The organism is Leptothoe sp. PORK10 BA2 (assembly GCF_034932105.1).
GTDB lineage: Bacteria > Cyanobacteriota > Cyanobacteriia > Phormidesmidales > Phormidesmidaceae > Leptothoe.
In genome coordinates this window covers 53,125-74,473 of sequence record NZ_JAYGIG010000118.1, presented here as the reverse complement: position 1 = coordinate 74,473, position 21,349 = coordinate 53,125, and the positions used below count along the sequence as shown (strand labels likewise).

The 21,349-nt window shown below is 51.6% G+C and carries 13 protein-coding genes; 11 read left to right on the top strand and 2 right to left on the bottom strand.

The genetic code is table 11. The annotated features are described in order from the left end of the window. Positions 1-92: 92 nt before the first annotated feature. From VB741_RS17700 to VB741_RS17685, 4 genes are all read left to right on the top strand, one after another. Positions 93-1,049, top strand: a complete 957-nt coding sequence (locus VB741_RS17700; RefSeq protein ID WP_323366518.1) for an RNA polymerase sigma factor, RpoD/SigA family — start codon at positions 93-95, stop codon at positions 1,047-1,049. 282 nt (positions 1,050-1,331) lie between these two features. After that, positions 1,332-2,318 (top strand): aldo/keto reductase, encoded by a 987-nt coding sequence (locus VB741_RS17695; RefSeq protein WP_323366517.1) that lies wholly within the window; start codon positions 1,332-1,334, stop codon positions 2,316-2,318. Positions 2,319-2,381: 63 nt separating this feature from the next. Then, positions 2,382-3,158 (top strand): peroxiredoxin-like family protein, encoded by a 777-nt coding sequence (locus tag VB741_RS17690; protein WP_323366516.1) that lies wholly within the window; start codon positions 2,382-2,384, stop codon positions 3,156-3,158. 434 nt (positions 3,159-3,592) lie between these two features. After that, positions 3,593-4,306 carry a DNA adenine methylase gene (locus VB741_RS17685; RefSeq protein ID WP_323366515.1) on the top strand — a complete coding sequence of 238 codons (714 nt, stop codon included), beginning with the start codon at positions 3,593-3,595 and terminating at the stop codon, positions 4,304-4,306. Between the two features lie 92 nt (positions 4,307-4,398). On the opposite strand, the gene VB741_RS17680 is transcribed toward VB741_RS17685, so the two are convergent. Beyond that, positions 4,399-4,611, bottom strand: a complete 213-nt coding sequence (locus tag VB741_RS17680; RefSeq protein ID WP_323366514.1) for a DUF3565 domain-containing protein — start codon at positions 4,609-4,611, stop codon at positions 4,399-4,401. Positions 4,612-4,665: 54 nt separating this feature from the next. Next, positions 4,666-5,430 carry an ABC transporter permease gene (locus VB741_RS17675; protein WP_323366513.1) on the bottom strand — a complete coding sequence of 255 codons (765 nt, stop codon included), beginning with the start codon at positions 5,428-5,430 and terminating at the stop codon, positions 4,666-4,668. A gap of 295 nt (positions 5,431-5,725) precedes the next feature. Here VB741_RS17675 and pglW point away from each other — a divergent pair, with 295 nt between their 5' ends. From pglW to pglZ, 7 genes are all read left to right on the top strand, one after another. Beyond that, the gene (pglW, locus tag VB741_RS17670) at positions 5,726-9,949 is read left to right on the top strand and encodes a BREX system serine/threonine kinase PglW (protein WP_323366512.1); all 4,224 of its coding nucleotides are present in this window, start codon (positions 5,726-5,728) and stop codon (positions 9,947-9,949) included. A 70-nt stretch (positions 9,950-10,019) separates the two neighbouring features. Continuing rightward, positions 10,020-10,610, top strand: a complete 591-nt coding sequence (locus VB741_RS17665; protein WP_323366511.1) for a hypothetical protein — start codon at positions 10,020-10,022, stop codon at positions 10,608-10,610. Positions 10,611-10,624: 14 nt separating this feature from the next. Continuing rightward, entirely contained in the window at positions 10,625-14,320 is a 3,696-nt protein-coding gene (pglX, locus tag VB741_RS17660; protein ID WP_323366510.1) for a BREX-2 system adenine-specific DNA-methyltransferase PglX, read from the top strand. 66 nt (positions 14,321-14,386) lie between these two features. Further along, the gene (locus VB741_RS17655; RefSeq protein ID WP_323366509.1) at positions 14,387-14,878 is read left to right on the top strand and encodes a nucleotidyltransferase family protein; all 492 of its coding nucleotides are present in this window, start codon (positions 14,387-14,389) and stop codon (positions 14,876-14,878) included. Continuing rightward, positions 14,845-15,162 carry a HepT-like ribonuclease domain-containing protein gene (locus tag VB741_RS17650; protein ID WP_323366508.1) on the top strand — a complete coding sequence of 106 codons (318 nt, stop codon included), beginning with the start codon at positions 14,845-14,847 and terminating at the stop codon, positions 15,160-15,162. Before VB741_RS17655 ends, VB741_RS17650 begins: the two co-directional genes overlap by 34 nt. A gap of 74 nt (positions 15,163-15,236) precedes the next feature. Continuing rightward, complete coding sequence (locus tag VB741_RS17645) at positions 15,237-18,962, top strand: hypothetical protein (protein ID WP_323366507.1); 3,726 nt, start codon at positions 15,237-15,239, stop codon at positions 18,960-18,962. 4 nt (positions 18,963-18,966) lie between these two features. Then, entirely contained in the window at positions 18,967-21,345 is a 2,379-nt protein-coding gene (gene pglZ, locus VB741_RS17640; protein ID WP_323366506.1) for a BREX-2 system phosphatase PglZ, read from the top strand. Positions 21,346-21,349 lie beyond the last annotated feature (4 nt).

Below are 21,349 nucleotides of genomic sequence, written 5' to 3'. Positions count from 1 at the left end.
TGTACGCCCTACGTTCACCAGTAGAGCCTTCCTCCTTTCTGATTTGAAGGGGAGTTCTTTTTTTACCTGTAGTTTTGCGCCCTGTCACACTTATGAAAGCTTCTCAGACGTCCAGCGATTTGGTTCGCACTTACCTCAAAGAAATTGGACGAGTCCCTCTTCTCACCCATGAACAGGAAGTGGTTTATGGAAAGCAGGTTCAAAGATTCGTTGCCTTGCAGGCTTATCGTACCCAGTTGCGAGAAAGTTTAGACCGCGAACCTAGCGCCGTTGAATGGGCAGCGGCGGCAGAGCTTTCGGTAGACGAACTAAACCAGGCCATAGACGCAGGTGAGCTAGCGAAGCGACGCATGGTGGAAGCCAATCTGCGACTAGTTGTATCCGTGGCCAAGAAATACATTAAGCGCAATGTAGACCTGCTGGACCTGATTCAAGAGGGGACTATCGGTATGCAGCGTGGTGTGGAAAAGTTTGACCCGTTGAAGGGATATCGCTTTTCCACCTACGCCTACTGGTGGATTCGCCAAGCGATTACCCGGGCCATTGCGGAGAAAAGTCGCACCATTCGTCTGCCCATTCACATTACTGAGAAACTGAACAAAATTAAGAAAGCTCAGCGTCAGCTTTCGCAGAAACTTGGTCGGGCTGCAACCGTTGCTGAGTTGGCAGAAGAGGTGGAGTTGACCACCAAACAGGTGAGGGATTACCTGGAGAAAGCTCGCACCCCCCTGTCCTTAGACTTGCGCATTGGTGATAACCAAGACACAAACCTGGGGGACCTATTGGAAGACCCCGGTGAATCGCCCGAGGACTATGCCACTCAATCATTGCTCCGTAAGGATCTGGACCGCTTAATGGCGGAGCTGACACCGCAGCAGCAGCGAGTGCTTAACCTACGATTTGGTCTAGAGGACGGTAAACATATGACCTTGGCCAAAATTGGTGAAATGCTAAGCATCAGCCGTGAGCGTGTACGTCAGATTGAGCGTGAAGCGCTGACTCGTCTACGCAAGCGTCAGTCAGATATGCAGGAGTATCTAGCTAGCTAGGGGAAAGAGGTTGCATTGAACGTCTGAACCGTTAAATTTGCCGTTGCCGTTATAGAGCATGAGCTAGTCTGTCAGCAATGCTCTTTAGCGACATCTTGCAGATAAAATCATGCCAAGGGATCCGCAAGGCCTTAAATTTAACTAACAAAGGATGTGTTAACGACGCATCCTTTGTTTTTGTAGGTGGAAAGTGCAGATGCCTCACATAGCTGTTGCGATCTATCGTTTTCAGCGATCACCTATGGTGTGAACTATGGGCACAAAACTATAGCGATGGAGAATATGACAGAATCATCCCAAGCACCGTCCCCGTCGCTAGATCGTCAAACGGTAACCCTCACCCCCAATGGTCCTGAGATTTCTGCCCTAGGGGTGGGGACTTGGTCCTGGGGCGATTCTCTGTTTTGGCAATATGGTCAAGACTATGGTGCAGGGGATGTTCAGCAGGCGTTTGAGGCATCCCTAGGGGCGGGTATTACCTTCTTTGATACGGCGGAAATATATGGCCTGGGAAAGTCGGAGCAGTTGCTGGGGCAGTTTATCCAGGGGACAGATCGGCCAGTGACCGTCGCCACCAAGTATTTTCCCCTGCCCTGGCGGTTTAATGCCCAGTCCGTGGCAGATGCTCTGACGGCGAGTTTAAAGCGCTTGCAATTGCCGACGGTGGCCCTGTACCAGGTGCATTGGCCCTTTGATTTTTTGATGGGTCAAAAAGTGTTGATGAATGCCCTGGCGGATGAAGTCAATCAGGGACGGATTCAGTCCATTGGGGTCAGTAACTATTCGGCTAGCCAGATGCATAAGGCCCATGGTTACCTAGCTGAGCGCGGCATTCCGTTGGCGGTTAACCAGGTGCAGTATTCCCTGCTCCATCGCAAGATTGAGTCCAATGGAGTACTGACGGCGGCTCAGGATTTAGGGATCACGATCTTGGCCTATAGTCCCCTAGCTCAGGGGTTGGTGACGGGTAAGTATACAGTGGATGCCGGTCAACCTCCCACGGGAGCGCGGCGGATTGACCCCCGCTTTAGCTCCGATAATCTGCGTAAAATTGAGCCTGTGATTACGGTGCTTAGGGAGATGGGGCAGCGTCATGGCAAGACTCCGGCTCAAGTGGCCCTTAACTGGTTAATTGGGCAGGGTAATGTGGTGCCGATTCCAGGGGCAAAGACTGCTAGCCAAGCGCAACAAAATGCTGGGGCTTTAGGGTGGACATTGACCCCAGAGGAGCAGGGGAAAATTGGTCAGGTGACCCTAGCCTGGCTTTAGGGGGTTGCTGTTCGTCCTAAACTAGCGAAGTTCACAATAGGGGGAAAGGCCTTGCTAGAAGACATGCACAGGACAGCTATTTATGATGTCCTGGGACAGGTGCGGCGACAGCGGGTGAGCGATGGTGCCGACACCCCGTTGCTCACCACTGCACCTCGGCAATTATTGCTGGTTTGGCCGCAGCTAGGGGACTTTGACAGTTTGGAGTATGCCTGGTGGCTGCGGCGGGGGGCGGATGAGCTGGTGGCTAAGGGGCTGACGGTTAGGGCGGTGGGAATTGGCGATCGCAACTCGGGCAAAGCCTTTTGTGCCTATACGGGGTTCCCTGAAGATTCACTTTTACTAGACTCAGAGGGTTTACTACATCAAGAGTTGAGTCTCTATCCAGGTCTAACCCTATCGATCCCCGGATTTAACCGTCGCCAAAATGCTTGGTTAAACCTGTTGCTGATGTGTGCAGGAATTGGCAGTCCAGGTACACTGTCGGAGGTTTTTCGCGGTTACCTGGGGGATCGCAATGCGCCCCAGCTAATTGAGGATGATGAGGTGGTACAGGCAACGCCCTTGCCACCGATCAAAGGAGAGTTTTTCAAGCGGGCTGGGGGGAAAGGATTCCAGCGTCCCTTTGAGTTGGCCACCCTGCGGTTGCGGAATATGGCGGAGGTATTGGGCAATTGGCAAACCTATGTGCCGGATGTGAGCCACATTACCCAGCGGGGGGCCACCTATGTGGTGGTAAATGGGGAGGTGGTTTATGGCCATTGCGATCGCAACATTCTGGGCTTTGCCTCGAACATGAGTTATCCCTTGTCATTCTTGGACGAGTTGAGCTTGGGATAATCCTTGAACCGTGATATTAGTTAATGCTTTGTTGACATCCTGTTAACATCTCGAAATTAATATCCCGAAAGACAATCTACGGACAGTGTTTGAGAGGCCCCACCTAGCTTTACGCCCATTGTTTATAACCAGTCCATAACATAGATGGTGTAATACGCTAGAAGTGTAGTCTTGGTGCCATTGGTTAGGATATCTTATAGATTGTCTGCCAGGTTATTCAGGCCCATGGATATACCTGAAAGCCCTGGAATACAAGAGTTAATCTGATGCGTAAAGGATTTGATGCATCAGGTTATTTTCCATGGGTATGGTTAGCGATAGTCATCTACTGAAGGCTGGTAGTATAACGAAAAATGCTGGATTTTAGAGCATATCCGGAAAATAGCCCACACCATTGATGAATTAATACAACAGGGCATAAATCAGAGGAGCCTATGCAACCCCTATTACGAACAACTCAATCAGAAAAAGCCTTAGACACCATGTTGACGGCCGTTAAGGATTTTTTGCCTGAAGACGGGATGCCGTACATTGAGCCTTTCTGTGGGATGGCTGACATTCCCTTTACCCTTGAGATTAGTCATTGCCTCCTTAATGATAACAACCCCCACATTATTAACTTGTACCGCTGGGTAAAAAGCGGTAAGTTTTTGGAAAATGGATGGTTGATTACAAGAAGAACAGATTTAAATAACTGGGCTGAGAACAGAACCCAGTTCAATGAGCTGATTGCCAAAGGTACCATTGAAACGGTAGAAGCTGCGCAGCTAATGTTCTACCTGAGCCATATCTCCCTGTATTCTAACTTTGCTACAAATAATGCCTTTATCGGTGTCCATGATCCCAATGGCGAGTTACCCAATATCGATTGGGCAGCGGCAGCGGCCCTCATGCAAAACTGGGAGTTGAGCCTGGGTGAGTATACCGATTTTGTTGTGCCTGAGGGTAACACTTTGGTGGTGAATGCTCCACCGATATATGTGCAGCAGTGGAATGATGTGGCTTGGGACCCCAGCGACCACCAAGCTCTCCTCACCTGGCTAGAAACTCACTCAGGTAAAATTATTGTGTTTCATCGGAGACGGGCCGTAGTCCAAAGCCTATACGCCCACTGGACCACGGCAGAACGAGTCTTTCAAGTGGTGTAGCCCTGATTTTGAACTTGACGGCATATTCGATCTGTTTTGACGTGTAGCTGTTACTATCTATAGCTTTTCACCGATGGTGTGAGGGTGAAAAGCTATATGATTTGATCTTTTGGCTCGTTGCGATCGCACTTTTTACAATTCAATTCATAGCCCAGCATTGATGTTCTCCCCTCCTCGGTCAGCACCCAGGGCCGGGTCACCATCGGTGGATCATGTCGAACGTGCTGAAAATGACCGCAAGCTAGTTCGGCCACCCAATGGTTTTCATCGTCTTTGTGATATCCCACCATCGGTTGTTTCGCCATAGTTCAGCTCTCCTGTCGAAGTGTGTTGTTCCAGTGGGTTGTTAGGCGTTGTTTTTAGAGTGTTCGTTCTAATCGCACCATGCGCCGGTAGGATAGCCAGCCGGTCACAACCATCAATAGGGAAAATCCCCCCAGAAAGCCCATGTGTTCACCGGCTGGTTCACCGGCCATGACCAGGGTGAGAGCCTCCGTCATGTGAAAGATGGGATTATATCGGGCTAGGTTCAACAGGGAATCTGGAAAAATGGAGGTGGGCATAAAGGCCCCCCCCAGAATCAGCAGCGGTACGCCAAAAGCCGCCACCAGGGCATTGACATCTTCCGTGCGGCGGGCAAACTGGGTGCCGAGGATAAAGCCCACACCGACATAGGCCAGGATGCTGAGCAAGATAATTAATACGGCTAGGGGCCAGGAGCCGGGGAAGGTGGCTCCGAGGATAAGTGCGATCGCAAATACCAACAGCGCCTGCCCCACCCCAATGGCACTGTGGGCGACGACAATGCCCAAAAAATAAGACACCCCCCGCAAGGGCGACAGAAATAGCCGCTTCAGCGTATTTTGCTCCCGTTCCGCCACCACCGTGGCCACACTCCCCCCCAAACAACTAAAAAACAGCGCTGCCCCCACTAGGGTCGGCGGTGCCACCACCTCCAGGGCATCGGCAAATTCCAGCTGGGCCCGTTCCGCCGTAATCGATCCATTGAGAAACAGCAGTAGCGTTGGAAAAATCGCCCAAAAAATCAGGCTTCGCCTTCGCCGCAACAGCTCCAGTAAAATGCGCTGGGCCACCGCCATAATTTCCTGCCAATACTGAGCCATTAAACGCCCCATTAAATAAATTCGGCCTAGCTAGTTATAGCTTGGCGCATATCGTTCACACCATCAGCAAGCACTCAGGTACATGGTTGGTTACATCCTTCTCAAGTCACTTAGTTGAAATCTACGTAGGCCATGTGGCAGGTTTTAGGCTATAAGTGCGGGAAGGCATCAAAATTAGTTGAAATTTGATTGAAAAGCAGTCAGGGGCTGATATGAGATTGACTACACTTAAAGAATGAGATTCATCATTAGATTTTTTTGTAAGTGCCACGAACCTACTGGATGCCTTTAGCGCATGAGTATTTTGTCAAATTGGATTACGGTTACTGAGTCGAACTTTGATCATGAGCGGGAAGCACTTGAGTTCATTCGGAGTCGATTTCCTAGGCATGAACCGTATCGGGCCTGGTCTAATTTTGAGTTCATCGCGTCGGACGGCAGCATCAACGAAGTGGACCTGCTGGTGTTTTCACCCGAAGGTTTTTTCTTGATCGAGATCAAAAGTTGGCCTGGACGTCTTTCTGGTGATGCGGGTACTTGGTTTTTGGAGCGCTCGGATGGAAAACGGCGGACTTATGATAATCCAATTCGGTTGACTAACTTCAAGGCAAAGAAGCTGAAGTCTTTACTAGAGCGGCAACGGGCATTTAAGGGTAAGAATGGATCGCCTTTTATTGAACCCTTAGTATTTCTGTCTGCGGAAAACCTGAAACTGAGTTTACCGTTTGATGCGTGCCATGGGATTTGCTTGAGGGACGATAAATCCGCAAAATCAGGCATCATGGCAGCACTAACCAGGCGACAAAATTTACAGCGTCTGCGAGATTCGTCGCGACATCTTTACAACCGCGATATTGCCAAGGTAATTGGTCAGGCTATGGACCAGGCGGGCATTCGCCCGTCGAAGCGATCGCGAAAAGTGAGCGATTATATTTTGAGCGAGGTAATCGATAGTGGACCGGGGTACCAGGACTGGTCGTCCACCCATGCCCAGATTGAGAAAACACAGCGACGGATTCGCTTTTATCTAGTGCGGCGGGAGGCATCGGCGGATGATAAGGCGATGATCGACCGAGCAGCGAAGCGAGAATTTCAGCTGCTGGAATCGTTGCATCATCCCGGCATTTTGCGGGCCTATACCTTGAGTGACCATGAGCTAGGACCGGCACTGGTGTTGGAGCATGATCCTAAATCGATGCGATTGGATCATTATTTGGCTCAGCAGCAGGAACCCCTGGGTATTGATGTGCAGTTGGACCTGATGCGTCAGCTGGCAGAAGCAATGCGGTTTGCCCATCAACAACGGGTAATTCATCGAGGGTTAAATCCCAGGAGTATATTGATCGCTGAAGATAGCGCTGGGCACCCCCACATTAAGGTGACGAACTGGCAACTGGGGTACCGGGCCGGGTCTGGGTCTAAGGGGGCCAGCCATGAGGTCACGGCCACAGCCCATGTGGACCGACTGGTAGAGTCAGAGAATACCGCCTATCTCGCCCCTGAATCGTTGCATGATCCAGATTTTATTGGGGAGCATCTGGATATTTTTTCGTTGGGCGCGATCGCATTTTACCTATTCTCAGGTCAGCCGCCCGCTGCCAATGGTTTAGAACTCAGCCAAAAACTGCGCAATAGCAATGGTCTGCAAATCAGCTCAGTGATTAACGGTGCACCCGCAGACCTGCAGGACTTAATTCTCAACAGCACCAACCCCAACGTAGATTACCGCACCGAATCGGTAACGGACTTTTTGACCAAGCTGGATTTAGTAGAGGAAGCCCTCACCCAGCCAGAAAATGACTACGTGGAGAACCCTGGGGATGCTAAACAGGGAGACACCTTACCTGGCAATTTGCAGGTGATCAAACGATTGGGCCAGGGGGGTACCTCCATTGGGTTCTTGGTGAAAAAAGACGACAAGGACTACATCCTGAAAGTAGCCAATGATGGGGAGCACAATGACCGCATCCAGGACGAAGCGGAAGTATTGGCTCAGCTGCGCCATGCCCATATTGTGGACCTAAAAGACACCGTAGAGGTGGGCAACCGCCTGGGGTTGCTGATGCAGCCAGTGCTGGTGGATCGAGAGAACTATCGCATTGAAACCCTGGGGCAGCGCATCCGCAAGGAAGGTCCCCTGCAGATTGACCTGCTGCAACGGTTTGGGGAAGATCTGCTGGATGTGGTGAAATTCCTCGATGAGCAGGGCATTAACCATCGCGACATTAAGCCCGACAATATTGCCATTGGCCAGGTGGGGCGAGGCGATAAGCTACATCTGATGTTGTTTGACTTCTCCCTTTCCCGTGCCCCCCGAGACAATATCAAGGCAGGCACATCAGGCTATCTAGAGCCGCTACTGATCACCCGGCAGCCGCCCCAGTGGGACTCCTATGCGGAGCGCTATGCAGCGGCAATTACCCTCTATGAAATGGCAACGGGGACAGTGCCCCTATGGGGAGACGGGGTGAGCGATCCGTCTTATTTGGACTGTGAAATTACTCTGGAGCCAGAACGATTTGATGCCGCTCTGCGGGAACGGCTGACGGACTTTTTTGAAACCGCACTGAAGCGACGTATTGAAGAACGGTTTGACAATGCCGAAGAGATGCTGCGGGCATGGCGGCATTGCTTTGAGGGCATTGAAGCACCGGGAGCCTTGCTGGAAGCCGAGGATGAAGCCGTTCTGAGAAAGCGGCTAGAAGGGGTAGCCCTGGAAACTCCGATTTTAGAACTGGGCATGGGGGCCAGGGCCAATATTGCCCTGGATCGGGCCAATATTTTGACAGTTCAGGACTTGATCAAGGCATCGCCTTATAAGCTATGGCGACAGAAGGGGGTGGGCTACGACACCCGGCGAGAGATTTCCACCGTGGCGCGGTTTTTGCGAGAGAACCACGGTACCGCCAGTCTCAGCGACCTTGGCCCCAGTACCGAAGCGGCGGAAGCCTCGGGCAATCTAAGTGTGGATCGGTTGGTGCAACAGATTGCTAAGCCCAGCAGCAAAGATGGGGATGCGGCCCAGCAAATACTGGATGCGTTGTTGGGTCTGGATATTAACATTGAGGCAGTGTGGCCCCAGTCCCAGGCGATTGCCCGTCACCTGAAGCTCTCCCAGAAGCGGGTGGAGCAGCTGGTGAGCAAGGTACAAAAGCGCTGGGCAAAAACCCCAGCAGTCACACAATTACGCAATGATGTGCTGGGCATTTTGCAACGCCAGGGTGGGGTAATGACCGCCGATGAACTGGCCCTGGCCTTATTAATTGCGCGGGGGTCACTGATGGCCGATCCCCAGGTCAGGTCCCAACTTGCCCTGGCTGTGGTGCGGGCAGCCTTTGAAGTAGAGGGCACCATGACCAGTCCTCGATTTTTGGTGCAGGCGCATCAACAAGGGGAGACTCGGCAAGTGTTAGTGGCCATCGATACCGACTGGGTCACCTATGGCCAGGATCTAGGCAAACTGGCCAATAAGCTAGCCCAGGCCGATCCTTTGGTGTCCCCAGAGCGGGCCATCCAAGCCCTAAAGGAAATCGAACTGCCCCCCGCCAATGCAGACCTGATGCCTATTCCAGAACGGCGATTGCTATCCTTGGCAGCGGCAGCCTCTTGGCAAGCGGCCCTGTCTAGCCGGCAGGAGCTATACCCCAGGGCCATGGAAGCAGACCGGGCGCTGCGCCTCTCCCAGGGAGCCCTTTACGGTGCCCAGTCTCTAACAGTGGAGCAAATCCAGGACCGGGTCAGTGGACGTTACCCCGAAGCAACGCCGCTACCGGGACGGCCCCAGTTGGACAAGCTGTTGCAGCAGTTTATTCCTAGCCTGGGGTGGAATAGTGCTAATCAGACGTATGTGAACCAGACTAGGGAGCTGAAATCCCTCACGAGCAGCAGTACCTTTGCCCGCACCCCTACGGGCACGTTGGTAACGGACACCCCAGAGGTGTCTCCAGAAGAAGCCGATGCCCGCATGCTGGAAGAACGTCTGGAGCGCAGCATCAAAGACGGCGCATTTCTGGCCCTGTTAGTCAATCCTAAACGCTATCAGGAAGCTAAAGAGGAACTGTGTCAGCGGTTTCCGGTGCAGCTAATCGACTATGAAGCTTTGTTTCTGAAGGCACTGCGGCAGGTGGCAGACAAGGCCAAGGTGAAGTGGGAATTGGTATTACAAACCGATGGGACTCCCCATAGTGGCGATTGGAACAAACTAATGCTGCTGGTGGGGCGGGCCATGCCGTTGGTGGAGGCGGAACTGCTCCAGGCGGATAGGACTATTTTGTTGATTTATCCGGGGTTGTTGGCCCGTTATGACCAGATGACGCTGCTGGAGCGGCTACGGGAGAAGGTGGGTCGGGATGATGGCATACCGGGGCTGTGGCTGCTACTGCCCAATGGTCAGCAGGCCACTATTGATGGTAAGGCGGTGCCGTTGTTGAGTCCGGGGCAGCGGGCCAAACTGACGGATGACTGGATTGGCAATCGCCATCGGGCCACCTGGCGTGATACTGGACCTCCCGATTATTAGTCAATCGCTACCATAAACGTGCACACGAACCATGCAAGTAAATACCCTCCCCAATGATTTCGAATGATCTATGGTTTTAACCCTCGCCACCCCCATCAGTGAAATTGAACTCGTTCCCAGCAATGCCCTCCGGCTGAAAGACGTTACCGGGTCCGGCTATTTAGCCCTGCTGCAGGAGCTGGGTGAAAACCGGAGCACCCGCCTTACCTACAGTAATGAAATAGTGGAGATTCGCACGCCAGGACAGTTACATGAAGTAATCAACCGGCTACTGGCGGCGATTATTCTTACCCTGGCCGATAGTCTCGATCTGGTCTTTAATAACTTGGGGTCTACCACCTTCAACCGGGCCGATCTGACTGAGGGCATTGAGCCAGACAGTTGTTTTTATATTCAAAATGTGGATATTGCCAATAGTTCAGCCAGTAAACTTGCTGTTTATAAGGCATTAGGGGTACCGGAAATAGGGTTATATTCCCAGGGTAATTTGACCGTTAAAACGCTCACAGCGGACGGCTATAGCGATGTAGAGAATAGCCTTGCTTTTCGGATAGTGAGTGCGGCACAACTCAATGGTTGGCTAAAACTGGGAGAAACCGGGACAGATCTCACCATGATCCAGGCGGTAAGACAGGAAATAAACGCCCTTAATGAAACCTGATAGGAGATTTTTTGATGATTGACCGTCGTCGTCTGTTGTCGGGATTACAAGGGTTGGTACGCCAACTAGAAAAGGACCTGCTCGAACGGAGTGATTTACCAGAACAACTGCCCCAGATAAAACAGACCTTAGAGCAGGAATATGCCGAGGCGCAGAAGGCTGAGCGGACGGCCCAGAGCTACGGAGAATGGCGGGAAGCCTATGGCACCCAGGTGGCGGTGGCTTGGGTGTTGGGGGCGGTGTTTGTGCGGTTTTTGGAAGATAATCGGTTGATTGAGTCGCCCAAGCTGTCGGGACCTGGGGAGAATTTACAGCGGGCGCGGGATCAGCATGAGCTGTTTTTTCGGGCACATCCAACGGAGACGGACCGGGAATATTTGCTGGCGGTGTTTCGGGAGCTGGGCGAGCTGCCGGGGATGGGGCCGATTTTTGTGGACCAGAATCCGATTTTTGCGTTGCCAAACTGGTTGAGTGGGGATGGGGCGGGGGCGTTGCTGCAGTTTTTTCAGCAGATTGATGCGGCAACGGGGGAGTTGGTGGATGATTTTACCGATGAGAATTTGGACAAGCCTGGGATTGCTTTTGATACGCGGTTTTTAGGGGATCTGTATCAGGATTTGTCGGAGGCGGCGCGGAAGCGGTATGCGTTGTTGCAGACGCCAAATTTTGTGGAAGCGTTTATTTTGGACCGGACGCTGGACCCGGCGATTGAGGAGTTTGGGTTACGGGGGTTTCGGATGATTGATCCGGCCTGTGGCAGTGGACATTTTTTGCTGGGGGCGTTTGATCGAATTTTGGATCGGTGGCAGCGGTTGGAGCCGGGGACAAATGTGCGGGCGTTAGCACAGCGGGCGTTGGATGCGGTGCATGGGGTGGATGTGAATCCGTATGCAGTGGCCATTGCCAGGTTTCGATTATTGTTGGCGGCGATGCGGGTCAGTGGAATTGAGAAACTGAAGAATGCGCCGGGGTTTAAGTTTAAGGTGGCTTGTGGGGATTCGTTATTGCATGGGGAGGGGAGTCAGTTGGTGCTGGGAGATTGGGCACCGATGGCGCATCATTTTCAGAGTGAGGATATCGGGGCGCTGAATGAGATTTTAAGGGCGGGGCATTACCATGCGGTGGTGGCGAATCCGCCGTATATTACGCCCAAAGATCGCTCGTTGAATAAGCTGTATCGGCAGCGGTATGAAACCTGCCATATGAAGTATTCGCTCGCAGTTCCATTCTTGGAGCGGATCTTTCAGTTAGCCGTTCCCGGAGGGTTTACGGGGCAGATTACGGCCAATAGCTTCATGAAGCGAGAGTTTGGTAAGAAGCTGATCGAGCAGTTTTTTCAAAAGATAGATCTGACCCATGTGATCGATACGAGTGGGGCCTACATTCCGGGCCATGGGACGCCGACGGTGATTTTGTTTGGGCGAAATCGAACCCCAACAACAAGTGTTATTCGAACAGTAATGGGAATTCGAGGTGAGCCGAGTACACCGGAGGATGCAGCGCGCGGATTGGTGTGGTCTGCGATTTTGAAGCAGGTGGATTTAGAAGGGTCAGAAAGCGAATTTGTTAGTGCGATGGATTCGCAACGGGATTTATTTTATAGGCATCCCTGGAGTATTGGTGGTGGTGGCGCAGCTGAATTGAAAGAAATCATTGAAGCATCTAGTCCTCAGCATTTGGGTGACATATCTACATCAATAGGTTTTGCAAGCTTTCCTGGTCTCGACGATGCTTTTGTGATGAGCCTGAGTAGCTTATGTCGCTACAAAATTCCCGTGAGGTTTATCAAAAACTTTGTATATGGAGAAGCTATTCGAGATTTTTCGATTTTTAGTGCTGAATACGCTCTTTCCCCATATGACGAAAACTTTGACTTAAATCCCTTCGAAGTAGAAGAAGCATGGGCTAACTATTTGTGGAAAGTCCGCACATCCTTAGAGAGTATTGTCTCATTTGGGGGGAAGACCAGAAAAGAGCAAGGTGATGATTGGTGGGGGTGGTATCGTTGGATTCCTGAGAAATATCGTGTCACCAATTCGATCGCCTTCGCCTTCGTCGCCACCCACAACCACTTCGTCCTCGATCTCGGTGGCAAGGTCTTCAAACAGTCAGCGCCTGTGATCAAGCTGCCTACGGGGGCTACTGAGGATGAGCATTTGGCTTTGCTGGGATTGCTGAATAGCTCCACCGCTTGCTTTTGGATGAAACAAGTATTTCACGACAAAGGTGGTGGTGGAATTGGCGGTGGTCTAGCTTCAGAAGGATGGGAGCATTTCTTTGAATATGAAGGCACAAAATCTAAACAATTTCCACTGACCGCTGATTATCCAACAGAGTTTGCTCGCAAGTTAGACTATCTAGCATCACAGATATCTAACTTGACTCCTGAAAAAGCATTAGAAGAATTTAAAACATCTGGCGACTTAAGGATTGATAGCCTTCTAGATAAAAACAGAAAGGCTCAGAATGATATTTTTAGTCTCGCTGTTTCATGGCAAGAAGAACTCGATTGGGAATGCTATAAGCTGTATGGATTGATTGAGGAAGACTTTACCTATGAAGGGTCTTCTATTCCACTCCAGCTTGGTCAGCGAGCCTTTGAGATTGTGATGGCTCGCAAAGTTGAGGTAGGCCAGCTCAATACCACCTGGTTTGATCGCCATAACTCAACCCCCATCACTGAACTCCCTGCTGACTGGTCCGAAGACTACAAACAACTCATCGAGCGCCGCATCCACCTCATCGAAACAGATAAAAATATTCGCCTAATTGAACAACCCGAATACAAACGCCGCTGGCACACCGAACCCTGGGACTCCCAACTCCAACGCGCCCTCGAAACTTGGCTACTTAACCGCATCGAAAGCCACTTCGACTTCGATGGCCGTATGAACGATGACGGCACCCCCACCGCCCATCTCACAAACCCAAACCTCACCGACCCCACCCTCATCTCTACCGCCAAACTCGCCGACATCGCCAGCCAAGACCCCGACTTCCTCCAAGTCGGCGAACTCTACCGCAACGACCCCGCCTTCAACATCCAAACCCTCATCGACGACCTCATCGACAAACAAACCGTCCCCCTCCTCCCCAGCCTCCGCTACAAACCCCCCGGCCTCCGCAAACGCCAAGACTGGGAACATACCTGGCAACTCCAACGCCAAGAAGACGCCATCGACGCCCGCACAACACTTCCCAAAGACGACCCCAACCACCTCGACATCACCGCCGCCAAACGCCTCAAAGAAACCGAAATCGGCACCATCCCCGTCCCCCCCAAATACGCCACCAAAGACTTCGCCAAAGGCCACTACTGGACCCTACGCGGCAAACTCGACGTCCCCAAAGAACGCTGGGTCAGCTTCCCCCACTGCGAAGGCCCCGACGGCCTCCCCGTCATCGCCTGGGCAGGCTACGACCACCTGCAGCTTACCAGCGCCATTGCCACCTATTACATGCGGGTCAAAGAAGAATTTGGCGGCAGCGAAGACCCCAAACTCGTGCCCCTGCTAGGCTGCCTGCTAGAACTGCTGCCCTGGGTCAAACAATGGCACAACGACCCCGACCCCAATTTCGACGGCCTCAAAATGGGCGACTACTATGATGGCTTCATCAACGACGAAGCCCACCAACTAGGCCTAACCGCAAAGGAGATCCTCGCCTGGGAACCCCAAAAAAAGAAACCCAAACGAAAACGCAAGAAATAGCCACCCCACCCAATTGATCCCTTACCCTGGCAAATACAAGACTAGCTCCCACACCCTTAGCCCATCATGTCCCACACCTACGAAGCCATCTACGATAACGGCCAGGTCACCTGGCTCAACGACCCACCCAATATCCGCAAAGCCCGTATCCAGGTTACCGTCATCGAAGACCCCGTTTCTGGCCTTTCCCCTGCAGAAGAACTAGAACAGGTTAAAACCCAGCTTCTAGAGCTAAAGCCCATGCTCCAAGAGGCTTATCACATTACCGAGCTGGGCATTTTCGGTTCCTACGTGCGGGGCGAGCAAACCGTCTTTAGCGATGTGGATATCCTGGTGGACTTTGACCCCAGCTTTCGTTTAGACCTACTCACCTATGGCCGTATCGAAGACGAGATTAGCGAAATCCTAGAAAAAAAGGTGGATCTGGTTATGAAACGTGGCCTTAAACCTAATATTGGCAAAAATATACTAAGGGAGGTGATTTACCTATGGCCCCAAGAGACATCCGCGACTACCTCCAAGACATGCTCGACTACATCGCCGCCGCCGAGCGACTGATGGATGGGATGACCTTTGAGGACTTTGAAGAGGACGAAAAGACGATTTTGGCCCTTACCCGTGCCGTTGAAATTGTGGGCGAAGCCGCTAAAAATGTGCCTATTCCACTTCGAGAGCAATACCCCGACATTCAATGGAAACAGCTTGTTGGCATGCGAGACCGATTAGCCCATGGTTATTTCACCATCGACCTAACCGTTGTTTGGAATGCAGCCCAGTATGTTTTACCAACGTTTAAGCCCACCATTCAAACCATGCTCGACCAGCAAACCACCGATAACTAAATCTTATTTCTCACCAAATTTCTAACCATTACTACCTAACAGCAGCCATCACCCCACCACCTACAGTAACTCCTATGACTCTGATTAAAGACCTGATCGACATTCCAGAACGCCTGCAAAAAGGCGACTATGTACTTAAACTCACCGAAGGTGTCACCCGTGCCGAGGCCACCGTCAGAGACTATGTCGTCACCCCAGAACTCAAAGACTGTTTTGACAATGCCCTGAGTTTTATTCAAAGCGCCATTCAGGGGAACAGCAGCAAGGCCAGCTATCTCCACGGTAGCTTTGGTAGTGGTAAAAGCCACTTTATGGCAGTTCTAGACCTAATTTTAGAAGGCGTCCCCGCAGCCAAGGGGATCAAGGCCCTGGCCCCCGTCATCACCAAACACAACGACTGGATTACGGGCAAAAAATTCCTGCTGGTGCCGTATCACATGATCGGCTCCAACGATATGGAGTCGGGCATCCTGGGCGGCTATGTGGACTTTATTCGTCGTAACCACCCCGATGCCCCTATTCCAGGTGTTTATCTGGCCGAAGGATTATTCAACGATGCCCAATCCCTGCGGGAGACGATAGGGGACGACGCTTTCTTTAGTACCCTTAGCGAAGGCAGTAGCAGTGATGACGGGTGGGGAGAACTGGCAGAGGGCTGGAATGCTGACAGGTTTGAAGCTGCTATAGCAGCTAGTCCCGGAGAAGAAGAACGCTCCCAGTTGATTAGTGCGCTAGTGAAGAAGTTCTTTAGCTCCTACGATGTGCAAGCTGGAGCCCAGGGAGAAGCGTTTGTTTCCCTTGATCGGGGACTGTCGGTTATTAGCAAACATGCCCATGCCCTTGGTTACGATGCCCTAATTCTCTTTTTAGATGAACTGATTCTCTGGCTAGCCAGTCGGGCAACGGATCTCAAGTTTATTCATCAGGAGGGTCAAAAACTCTCCAAACTTGTAGAAGCGCAGCTAGCGGATCGTCCCATTCCTATTATTAGCTTTGTCGCCCGCCAGCGGGACCTCAGCGAGCTGATTGGTGATTCTATCCCTGGGGCAGAACGACTTAACTTTGGTGATGCCCTCAAGCATTGGGAAGGCCGTTTCCACCGCATTACCCTGGAAGACCGTAACCTGCCTGCCATTGCCGAGCAGCGGGTGCTCAAGTGCAAAACCAAGGCCGCCCGCGATGAACTCAATGCCGCCTTTGAGCAAGCTACCAAGGTGCGAGAGTCAGTGATGAATATCCTGCTCACCAGCGCTGGGGACCGGGAAATGTTTCGCCAGGTCTATCCCTTTAGTCCAGCCCTGGTGCAAACCCTGATTGCTGTATCGAGCGTTCTCCAGCGGGAACGTACGGCCCTTAAGGTGATGATGCAGTTGCTGGTGGATCATCGCGATAGCCTCACCATTGGTGACATCATTCCAGTGGGCGATTTGTTTGATGTGGTCGCCCATGGCGACGAAGCCTTTAGCCCCGAAATGGCGATCCATTTTGACAATGCTAAACGGCTGTACCAGCAAAAGCTGTTGCCCCAGCTAGAAAAAGACTATGGTCGTTGGGAAGAGCTTAAAAAACTGCCGCTGGATGACCCAAAACGGAAAAACTTTCGTGACAACGATCGCCTGATAAAAACCCTGTTACTATCGGCTCTGGTGCCAGAGGTAGAGTCCCTACGGGGCTTAAATGCCGAACGTTTGGCTAGTTTGAACCACGGCACCATTAAATCCCCTATTCCAGGGAATGAAAGTCGGATAGTATTAACGCGCTGCCGAGACTGGGCCGCCAGCATTGGCGAAATTCGCATCGGCGATGAACTCTCGAACCCCAGCATTTCTATCCAACTCTCTGGGGTAGACACCGACGCCATTCTTAAACAGGCAGAGCGAGAAGATAATCGGGGTAATCGCGTCCGGTTAATTCGAGATATGGTCTATGCCCAGTTAGAAATTCAGGGAGAGGACGAGTTCGAACAGTACTACGAATTTACCTGGCGCAATACCAAGCGCTCCTGTGTCGTTATCTTTGGCAATATCCGAGAACTGTCTGAAGCATCTCTAGAGAATCTGGATAACCGTTGGAAACTGGTGATTGATTATCCATTTGATGAGGCCACCTTCTCTCCCAATGACGACCGTCGCAAGTGTGAGGAATTTAAAGATAAACATCCTGACGGTGCTAAAACCCTTTGCTGGATCCCCTCATTTTTTGGAGAAGAAGCCAACAAAGAGCTAGGAATTCTGTTGATGTTGGAGCATATTCTTACTGGTGAACGTTTCCCAGGCTATGCCCAGCATCTTCCCCCCCAGGATCGTCAGACTGCAAAATCTCTATTAGAGAACCAGCGCAGCGTACTGCGTCAACGAGTTCTGAGCCATATCGACGCCGCCTATGGCATTAGCACCAGTCGAGGCGCATTAGATACCAACTCTAGCCTAGAACTCAAAGAACAGTTCATATCCCTACAGCCAGAATTTGATCTACAGCCACCCACCTCAGCCAATCTGGCTGGTGGCCTGGTCCATCTGCTCAATCAGGCCCTAGTCCATGAGTTTCCAGCTGCCCCAGACTTTGGCACTGATGCTAGCAAATTTAGTACCCTCAAAAAAGTTTTTGAATACACATCTAAGACTGCCCAAACTAAGGATGGTCGCCAAGAAGTGGAATCTAAATTCCGGGGTCTCCTACGTCAGATTGCAAATCCGCTGATGCTAGGGGATATGGGTGCTGACGCCACCCACTTTGTCCTAGGACAACATTGGAAACAACATTTTACTAAAAAGGTTGCCGCTGCCGGAGGCACTCCCCAGGTGAGACAGCTACGGGAGTGGATCGACCAGCCCAAACCCATGGGCCTATCCAAGGAACTGCAAAATCTTATTATCCTTACCTATGCGGAGCAGACGGGTTGCAGCTTTTTTCGCTACAACACCCTGGCCGACGACAGTGTTGTAGACCTCAAGAATATACCTAATGACTGTGAGCTGCAGGCACAATCTTTACCTGACGAAGACCAGTGGAAAGTCGCCAGGGAACGTGCCCAGGAAATATTTGGTATTTCCATTGTTGATCTGCGTAAGGCCAGCACCGTTGCCGAATTGGAATCTAAAGTCAAAACTAAAGCCAATGCAGCTTTAGAAAACTGCCAGGGCTATGTGCAAGCACTCCAGACCGGTCTGAAGATGCTGAAACTAGGCGTGGAATGCGATCGCATGACAACCGCCACCACTACCCTGGCCCTGGTGGAGCAACTCAGTGCCACCGCAGTCGTTATAGAAACTCTAGCAAACGCCGAGGTAGCCACCACCGAAGCCGCCATGGCCCAATGCCTGAAAAAGGCCACCCCCCTGACAGGTACCCTGGACAGCACTAGCTGGGATATTTTCGAAGGCATCGCCAACCTGACCGATGAGCGTCAAACCGAAGCCCAAACCACGTTAGAAGCCCTGACCCAAGCACTACAAAGTGATGAACATGTCATGCCCTTAGGCCTGCAGCTCAAACAGACCCAAGGTCAAGCTGTCAGGTTACTAACCAAGCCATCACCTCCTACGCCTCCGAATCCCATACCTCCCACTCCTCCGATCCCCCCCATTCCCGCCCCACCGACTTCTCCAAAAGGCAAACAAAAAGGTAAGGAGCCAAATCCACCTATCCCAAGAAAAGTTCGTGACGGCATTCAGGAAAATCTGAGCGTTGCAGAAGCAGAAAAACTGTTGAATAAATTGGATAACGAACTCAAAACAGGAGAGAATGTTCGCCTGAGCATCAGTTGGGTTGTGGAAACAAACGCAAAGGAGTCCCTTTAAACGAGTGATAGCCGCCCCTACATTTAGTCAAATCAAGGCCCAGGTTGCGGCTGTCCTTAGTCAATCTAAGGAGTCGTGTCAGACCATTGGTATCCACGCCCAGGGGCGCTGGAGTGGCGAGCGGCACCAGGTTGATGGAGACCAAGAGTACCTGATTGACCAGTGCGATTCCCCTCTGGCCATTCGCTTGGCCTTACAGGCTGATATTGCCCAAGCCGCCATTCACGTCATCGTTACCGCCTTAGACGAAAGCGACCTAGCGGAGGACATTCTGATCCGTCTGGCCAAACGGCGCTTATTTAAAATTGACCCCTGGCAAATTATCAAATCCCTCTTTCGGGCTACCAATATTGACCCCCGACTGATGGAGCATCGCTGGATGCCCGGTATATTAATGGACTGGATGCCCGCTAACCGATATTCCCCCGCCATGGGTGGTTTTCTAGATGCAGAAGTGGTGTGGCCCTTGTTACTAGGCCATAGCATCCAGCTCACAGCCAACTACCCAGATCTGGTAGCCATCCTCCACTGGTCTACGGACGCAGATCATACCGAACACTACCAAACCCTGTCTGACGAAATCAAAACCGCCGTCGGCGATTGGCTCACTAACCTGGCCGGTCCTACGGTTAAACCAATTTTGAAATGTGTTGACCATGCTCAACAGCCCGATGCCCTACCCCTGGGGCTGGTCGCAGCAGTGGTGTACCATCCTGAAGCCAATCTAGATAAGGCCATTGGCAAGCTAGAAGAACGCTTTCTCGCAGGTGATAGTCCCGAACCTGCCATGATGCAGAGCTGGAGTAAAGCTGCAAAGCAGACATTAAAACAACTGCCCGATCGACAACAATATGCTCTGATCCATCGTAGCGATACCATTCTGGCTGAAATCGGGGCCAAAGAACTTGCCTATCTCAGCCCCTTTTCAGAGCAAGGGTTCAACCAAATACTCACTACCCTGAGTCGGCATCTGATTACCCACGTGCAACAACCCACCCAGGCCACCCTCGACAACCTGCTGGAAACCTATCGAATCGTTCAGCAACACCACCAGGCTAATAAACCCAACCGCCGCCTGCAGCGTTTGGATATGGCCATGCGGTTAGCCCAGTGGCTTGTGACCGATACCAGCACGAAAGCAAAATCCCCACCAAAGTCTCTTGAAGATGCGATCGCACATCACACCACAACCGGTAGCTTCCTCGACTGGGCCAGACTGATGCTACCCGTCGCAGACCCCCACAGGGATCTAGCCAAAGCCTACGGCAAACTATTTGAGACAGTCACCCACTGTCGCGAAAAACAGGCCCAGGAATTTGCCAATTTGCTCCAAAATTGGACAGCGGTGGGCTCCACTCGAAAATCCATTTTGCCCGTTGAAGATATTCTCGATACTGTCGTTGCTCCCTTAGCCACTAACCATCCTGTCTTAGTCATTGTTATGGATGGGATGAGCATGGCCGTCAGCAATGAGCTTCTGTCCCACATTACCCAACAACAAGCCTGGCAGTTAGTTTGCCCTAAAGAACAATCATCTCCGCTGCAACCTGGATTAGCCGCCATTCCCTCAGAAACTAGTGTTTCTAGGGCGAGTCTGTTATGTGGTCAGCTCACCAAAGGCCTAAAACCCGAGGAGAAAAAGGGATTTAGGCAGCACCCGGCTCTAGTTAAGTTCGCCAAACGCAATCCACCAGTCCTGTTTCATAAGGACTCTTTACTATCTGACGATCCCCCAGATATTTCCAATGATCTGTATGAAACCCTCTCTAATAAGAAACATCAAGTAGTAGGGCTAGTCATTAATGCCGTGGACGATCTATTGAGCAAAGCCGATCAGGTGGACATTGTGTGGAGTTGCGATCGCATCAAGATCCTCCAAACCATTCTGCAAGCAGCCAACAGTGCCAACCGACTGATCGTCTTAACCAGCGACCACGGTCATGTCTTGCACTACAACAATTCTTACCAAGACATTCCCAAAGGAGCCAAAGGAGGAGAGCGCTGGCGAGTTGATCAGGGTAAACCCAAGGATAACGAACTGAAAATGACTGGTGCACGAGTTATTGCCCCAGAAGGCCAGTCCATCATTGCCCCCTGGACTGAAAACATCCGTTATTCCAAAAGCAAAAAGTATGGCTATCACGGAGGCATTAACCCCCAGGAAATGGTGGTCCCCATTGCCATCCTCGCTCCGTCTGGCCATATACCCAAAAACTGGAAGCAGACTGAGTTACCGACTCCCCCATGGTGGGAACTGCAATTACCCAAGCCCCCTGAAATCGCCCCCGAAGCTATTGATACTCCAACACCAGATCCACCAGCTACTACTCAATCTGATTTTGGACCGCTCTTTAGCTACGCAGGCACAACCCCTAGGGATTAGGCTG